Source organism: Pseudomonas sp. DrBHI1, assembly GCF_002205115.1.
Taxonomy (GTDB): domain Bacteria; phylum Pseudomonadota; class Gammaproteobacteria; order Pseudomonadales; family Pseudomonadaceae; genus Aquipseudomonas; species Aquipseudomonas mosselii.
The window spans coordinates 51033-57342 of the sequence record NZ_NIBE01000133.1; the positions used below are offsets into that span (position 1 = coordinate 51033).

At 67.3% G+C, this 6310-nt stretch carries 6 protein-coding genes; all 6 read right to left on the bottom strand.

The features are described from left to right. Positions 1-61: 61 nt before the first annotated feature. Positions 62-733, bottom strand: coding sequence for an SPOR domain-containing protein (locus CC207_RS24805; protein WP_088852921.1), 672 nt, complete (start codon positions 731-733; stop codon positions 62-64). Further along, complete coding sequence (folC, locus tag CC207_RS24810; protein ID WP_088852922.1) at positions 717-2024, bottom strand: bifunctional tetrahydrofolate synthase/dihydrofolate synthase; 1308 nt, start codon at positions 2022-2024, stop codon at positions 717-719. Before folC ends, CC207_RS24805 begins: the two co-directional genes overlap by 17 nt. Continuing rightward, positions 2024-2917, bottom strand: a complete 894-nt coding sequence (accD, locus tag CC207_RS24815; protein ID WP_088852923.1) for an acetyl-CoA carboxylase, carboxyltransferase subunit beta — start codon at positions 2915-2917, stop codon at positions 2024-2026. Before accD ends, folC begins: the two co-directional genes overlap by 1 nt. Positions 2918-3124: 207 nt before the next feature. Further along, entirely contained in the window at positions 3125-3745 is a 621-nt protein-coding gene (locus CC207_RS24820; protein ID WP_028690438.1) for a phosphoribosylanthranilate isomerase, read from the bottom strand. Positions 3746-3804: 59 nt separating this feature from the next. After that, on the bottom strand, positions 3805-4659 hold the full coding sequence (gene truA, locus CC207_RS24825; RefSeq protein WP_062363739.1) for a tRNA pseudouridine(38-40) synthase TruA: 855 nt from the start codon (positions 4657-4659) through the stop codon (positions 3805-3807). Between the two features lie 135 nt (positions 4660-4794). Continuing rightward, positions 4795-6310: FimV/HubP family polar landmark protein (locus CC207_RS28070; RefSeq protein WP_305880230.1), on the bottom strand; the 1516-nt coding region annotated here is incomplete at its 5' end.

Here is a 6310-nt window from a genome sequence, read left to right on the forward strand (position 1 = left end):
GAGCACCCTTTCGCGACACAAGGCCGCTCCTACAGGGGGACGTGCATGTCCAGAGATGAACTCAGCCACGCTCCGGCTGGAAGCGCACCACGATGCCTTTGAGGTTCTGCTGGCGATTGATCACATCACGCAGACGCTCGGCCTCGGCACGCTCGATCAGCGGCCCGACGAATACCCGGTTCATGCCGTCCGCCGAACGGATATAGGCGTTGTAGCCCTGGCTGCGCAGGGTCTTCTGCAGGTTCTCGGCACCAGCCCGATTGGACAGGCTGGCCAGTTGGATCGACCAGCTCACCGGCAGGCCGTTGGCGTCGATCTTCGACGGCGCGGCTGGTTTGGCGGCAGGAGCGGCGGGCGCAGGCACAGGACGCGCCTCCACCTTGGCCACCGGCGGCGTCGACACTGGCGTCTGTGGCTTGGGCTGCGCGGGCGGCGCCACGGTCACTACCGGCGCGATGGGCTGGCTCGGCGCCGTCACCGGCGCCGTGGACTCGTCGACCACCACCGGCGGCTGCTCGTTCTGCTCCGGCAACGCCTGAGGTTCTGGCACCTGGACAGGCTCCACCTGAACCTGGGGCAGGCTGGGCATGGCCGGCGCCTCCGGCGCCTCGACACGCACCTGGCGCAGCTCGTCCTCGCGAGTGAACAACATCGGCAGGAAGATCACCGCCAGCGCCACCAGCACCAGCGCACCGACCATGCGCTGCTTCATCCCTTTATCCAGCACTGCCATCTACTCCATCCTCGGGGACCTGCCGCTCGAGCCAGGCCAGGGCCTCGCCGACGCAGAAAAACGAACCGAACAGCAGGATCTGGTCATCCGCCGTCGCCTGGGCGCACTGCCCTTCGAGGGCAGCCGCGACACTGGCGTAAGACTTCACCGTCGCACCGAGGTTCGTCAAGGCATCCGCCAGCTCCGCGGCAGGGCGACTGCGCGGCGTGTCCAGCGGCGCCACCGCCCAATCGGCGACCTGGTCGCGCAGCGGCGCGAGCACACCGGCCAGGTCCTTGTCGGCCAACAGGCCGAACACCGCCAGGCGCCGCCCCTTCACCGGGCGCGCCGCCAGGCGGCGGGCCAGGTACTCGGCAGCGTGCGGGTTGTGACCGACATCCAGCAGCAGCTCCACGCGCTTGCCACGCAGCAGCAGCTCGCGCCGGTCGAGACGACCGGTGATACGCGTATCCAGCAAGGCCTGGCGAACCGTGCCGGCATCCCACGGCAGGCCCATCAGCAGGAAAGCCTGCAAGGCCAGGGCGGCATTCTCCATGGGCAGGTCGAGCAACGGCAGGTCGCGCAACTCCACAGGCGAACCATCGAGCTGGCGACCACGCCAATGCCAGTGTTCGGCACTGCTATCCAGGTCAAAATCACGCCCGCGCAGGAAGAACGGGCAATCCAACTCGCGTACCTTGTCCAGCAAAGGCTGCGGCGGATCCAGGTCACCGCACAGCGCAGGCTTGCCCTGGCGGAAGATCCCCGCCTTTTCGTAGGCTACCGACTCGCGGCTGTCACCCAGGTAGTCGATGTGGTCGACGCCGATACTGGTGACCAGCGACACATCCGCATCCATCAGGTTGACCGCGTCCAACCGGCCACCCAGGCCGACCTCGAGCACCACCGCGTCCAGCGCGGACTGCTTGAACAACCAGAACGCCGCCAAGGTGCCCATTTCGAAATAGGTCAGCGAGATTTCGCCGCGTGCCGCTTCCACCGCGGCGAACGCCTCACACAGGCACTCATCGCTGGCCTCGCGGCCTTCGATCAGCACCCGTTCGTTGTAACGCAGCAGGTGCGGCGAACTGTACACCCCGACCTTGAGCCCCTGGGCGCGCAGCAACGCGGCCACGAAGGCGCAGGTCGAGCCCTTGCCATTGGTGCCGGTCACCGTCACCACCCGCGGCGCCAGCTTGCCCAGCCCCAGGCGCGCCAGCACCTGTTGCGAGCGCTCCAGGCCCATGTCGATGGCCGAGGGGTGCAACTGTTCGAGGTAGGCGAGCCAGTCGCCCAGGCTGCGCTGGTTCATCACGCGACCGCGGCGACCTCTTTGGCCGCTTCCGGAGTCGGCTGGCCGGTCATCTGCGCCAGCAGGCGAGCCAGGCGCGGACGCAGCTCCTCACGGGAGATGATCAGGTCGATGGCGCCGTGCTCCAGCAGGAACTCGCTGCGCTGGAAGCCTTCGGGCAGTTTCTCGCGCACGGTCTGCTCGATCACGCGCGGGCCGGCGAAGCCGATCAGCGCCTTCGGTTCGCCGACGATCACGTCGCCGAGCATCGCCAGGCTGGCCGAAACGCCGCCGTAGACCGGGTCGGTCAGTACCGAGATGAACGGAATGCCTTCTTCGCGCAGGCGCGCCAGCACGGCGGAGGTCTTGGCCATCTGCATCAGCGAAATCAGCGCTTCCTGCATGCGCGCGCCGCCGGAAGCGGAGAAGCAGACCATCGGGCAGCGGTTTTCCAGGGCGTAGTTGGCGGCGCGCACGAAACGCTCACCGACGATGGCACCCATGGAGCCGCCCATGAAGGAGAACTCGAAGGCACTGACCACGATCGGCATGCCCATCAGGGTGCCGCTCATGGAGATCAGCGCGTCCTTCTCGCCGGTCTGCTTCTGCGCGGCGGTCAGGCGGTCCTTGTACTTCTTGCCATCACGGAACTTCAGGCGGTCGACCGGCTCCAGATCGGCGCCCAGCTCGGCACGGCCTTCTGGATCGAGGAAGATATCGATGCGCGCGCGGGCGCCGATACGCATGTGGTGGTTGCACTTAGGGCAGACGTCGAGGGTCTTTTCCAGCTCCGGGCGATACAGCACGGCTTCGCAGGACGGGCACTTGTGCCACAGCCCTTCCGGCACCGAGCTCTTCTTCACCTCGGAACGCATGATCGATGGGATCAGTTTGTCTACCAACCAGTTGCTCATGCTTGCTTTCTCCAGTATTGGCCGGGGAGACCTGCGCGGCCCCGCCCTGCCCTTGAGCTCAAATTCTTCTGTAAAGCGACGATGGGCCGGCTAAAACCGCCCCACCTCCAATTCTTCCCCGGCATGCCCCGCGCTCTGGCGCGACCTGGCAGCACCGGGCTGCGAAAGCTATGGACGATGGCGCGCGCCCAGCCGTCACATCCGCGTTCACGCCTGCTTCACCGCCTGCATGAAGGCTTCGATCTTTGCTGCTTCCTTGATGCCCTTGGCCTGCTCCACGCCGCCACTGACATCCACCGCGTACGGGCGCACCTGGCGAATGGCCTCGGCGACATTGTCGGCCGACAGGCCACCAGCAAGGATGATCGGCTTGCTCAGGCGCTGCGGAATCAATGACCAGTCGAAGGCCTCACCGGTTCCTCCCGGCACGCCCGGCACGTAGGCATCCAGCAGGATGCCGCGGGCGCCGGCGTAGTGCTGGCAGGCGGCCTCCAGGTCATCCCCGGGGCGCACCCGCAGGGCCTTGATCCAGGGGCGGTGGTAGCCCTCGCAATCGGCCGGGGCTTCATCGCCGTGGAACTGTAGCAGGTCCAGGGAAACCACTTCGAGGATCTCGTTGAGCTCGCAGCGCGAGGCATTGACGAACAACCCCACGGTGGTCACGAACGGCGGTAGCGCGTCGATGATCGCCCGCGCCTGGCGCACGTCCACCGCCCGCGGACTTTTCGCATAGAAGACGAAACCGAGGGCGTCGGCGCCGGCCTCGACCGCGGCCAGGGCGTCCTCGATACGGGTAATCCCGCAGATCTTGCTGCGAACGTTGCTCATGGACGGCGAACCTTGGGTGATCGGGAAAGCGTCGATGGTAGCAAATGACCCGTGCCCCGTCAGTCCGCCAGCGCCTCGTAGCCGGTAAGAAAGTGTGGGCCGATGTAACGCTGCGGCAGCGCGTATTCTTCCGGATACTCCACCTGCACCAGGTAGAGGCCGTAAGGGTGCGCGGTCACCCCACCGTCACGGCGGTTGCGCCCTTCCAGCACCTCGCGGGCCCACGCCACCGGACGCTCGCCGGCGCCGATGGTCATCAGCACGCCGGCGATGTTGCGCACCATGTGGTGCAGGAACGCGGTGGCGCGCACGTCCAGCACGATCATCCGCCCGTGGCGGGTCACGCGCAGGTGGTGGATGTGCTTGATCGGCGACTTGGCCTGGCACTGGCTGGCGCGGAAGGCGCTGAAATCATGGGTCCCCAGCAGATACTGCGCGGCCTCGGCCATGCGCTCGACGTCCAGCGGGCGGTGATTCCAGGTCACTTCCTCGGCCAGGTGCGCCGGGCGGATCGGATCGTTGTAGATGACGTAGCGATAGCGCCGCGCGGTGGCCTTGAAGCGGGCATGGAAGTGCGCCGGCATGGGCGCCGACCAGACCACGCTGATGTCGTGGGGCAGGTTGAAGTTGGTGCCCAGGGTCCAGGCGCGCTCGTCGCGCACGGCGCGGGTGTCGAAATGCACGATCTGCCCGCAGCCATGGACGCCGGCATCGGTACGCCCGGCGCAGATCACCGAGATCGGCTCGTTGGCCACCGTCGACAGCGCCTGCTCCAGAGCCTGCTGGACACTGGGCACGCCACTGGCCTGGCGTTGCCAGCCGCGGTAGCGCGAGCCTTTGTATTCCACGCCCAGGGCGATGCGGGTGTAGCCTTCGGCGGCCGACTCGGCGGCGGCGGTGTCGATGATGTCCAAGAGCGGCAAACCTGATGCTGAAACGAAAGACGGGAGTATACCGGCAAACCGCGCGGAGGCCGAAATGATCGCGGGGCAAGCCCGCTCCCACGTGTTCTGTGGGAGTGGGCTTGCCCCGCGCTGTGCTACGTCGCCTCAGACCAGGCGCGAGAGCATCTCGTTGGCTTCCTGGCGCTGACTGTCGTCGCCGTCCTTGACCACTTCGTCGAGGATGTCACGGGCGCCCTGATGGTCCCCCATGTCGATGTAGGCGCGAGCCAGGTCGAGCTTGGTGGCCACTTCGTCCGCGCCGGAGAAGAAATCGAAGTCCAGGTCGTCCAGCGGCTCGGGCTCCAGCGCCGCGTCCTCGGCGGTGAACTGCGGCTCTGGCGTCGCTGCCGGGATATCGAGGTTCTGCGACAGCTTGTCGAGCTCGGCGTTGACGTCGTCCAGTTCCGAGGCGAAGTTCTTGGCCGCCGGCGAGTCATCGTCCAGCGACAGCGACAGGTCGAAGTCCTCGGGCAGTTCCAGCTCGGAGATCGGGTCGAACTCCGGAATGGCCTCGAAGGCCGCCAGTTCGGCCGCCACGTCCACCGGGGCTTCCTCGCTGCTGGCCGGGGCCACCGGTTCTTCGGCGACATCCAGGTCGAACTCGGCCAGGTCGTCGACATTCTGCGGCGTCGCCTGGGCCTGAGCGAGCAAGGCCTCGAAGTCGTCGTCGGCATCGGTTTCGGCGATGGCAGGCACAGGCTCGGCCTCGGCCTGAACCTCAGGCGCCTCGACAGCCAGGTCCTCGAGACCGGCCAGGTCCAGGTGATCATCTACCGGCAGGTCATCACCCAGGCTCAGGTCGAAGGCACTGTCCAGGTCGGTCTCGTCGACCACAGGCTCAGGCTGGGCCGCCACGACCGGCTCCACGACGAGTTCCGGCGCGCTTTCGCCCAGCTCCAGCGCCTTGTCCTGCAGCAGGTCCTGGACATACTGCTCGTCCAGCTCGGCGGCCAGGGCGGCTGCACCGGCAGCGCCTGCCGCCACCGCCGCGACACCCAGCATGGCTGGGAAGCGCTCCTTGAGCGCGGCGACCTCGGCCTGGTTCGCATCATTGACCGCCAACTTGCGTTCCTGACCGGCGAAAGCATCCTGGTCGCCCTGGCGGGCATAGACTTCCATCAGCTTCAGGCGCAGATCGCTGCGCTGCGGTTCGGAGGCCACCGCCGCTTCCAGCAGGTCGGCGGCATGGTTGAGCCGGCCACGGGCCAGGCTGTCGTCCACTTCGGCCAGCAGCGCGGCGCGCGGATCGACCGCTGGCGCGGCGGCTTCGACGGGGGCCGCAGGTTTTTCCGCAGCCACGGCCGCAGCAGCCGAGGCCGCCACCACCGCTGGCGACAGGGTCACGGTCGGCGCCGACACGTCGAGACCTTCGAAGCTGCTGGGCGGCAGCTCCAGGTCAGGGCCACGCTCGCTGTCCTCGGCCAGGGCACGCGCCATGCGCAGGTGCTTTTCGGCTTCCTGCTGGGCCTTGCGCTTGCGCGCCAGGAGCAGCAGCAACAACAGCAGGACCAGGAACGCGGAACCGGCGATCAGGCCCAGCAGCAGCGGATTGCCCAACAACTGGTCGAGCATGCCGGGCTCTTCGCTGGCCGGTGCTTCGGCGGCCACATCCTGCGGCGCG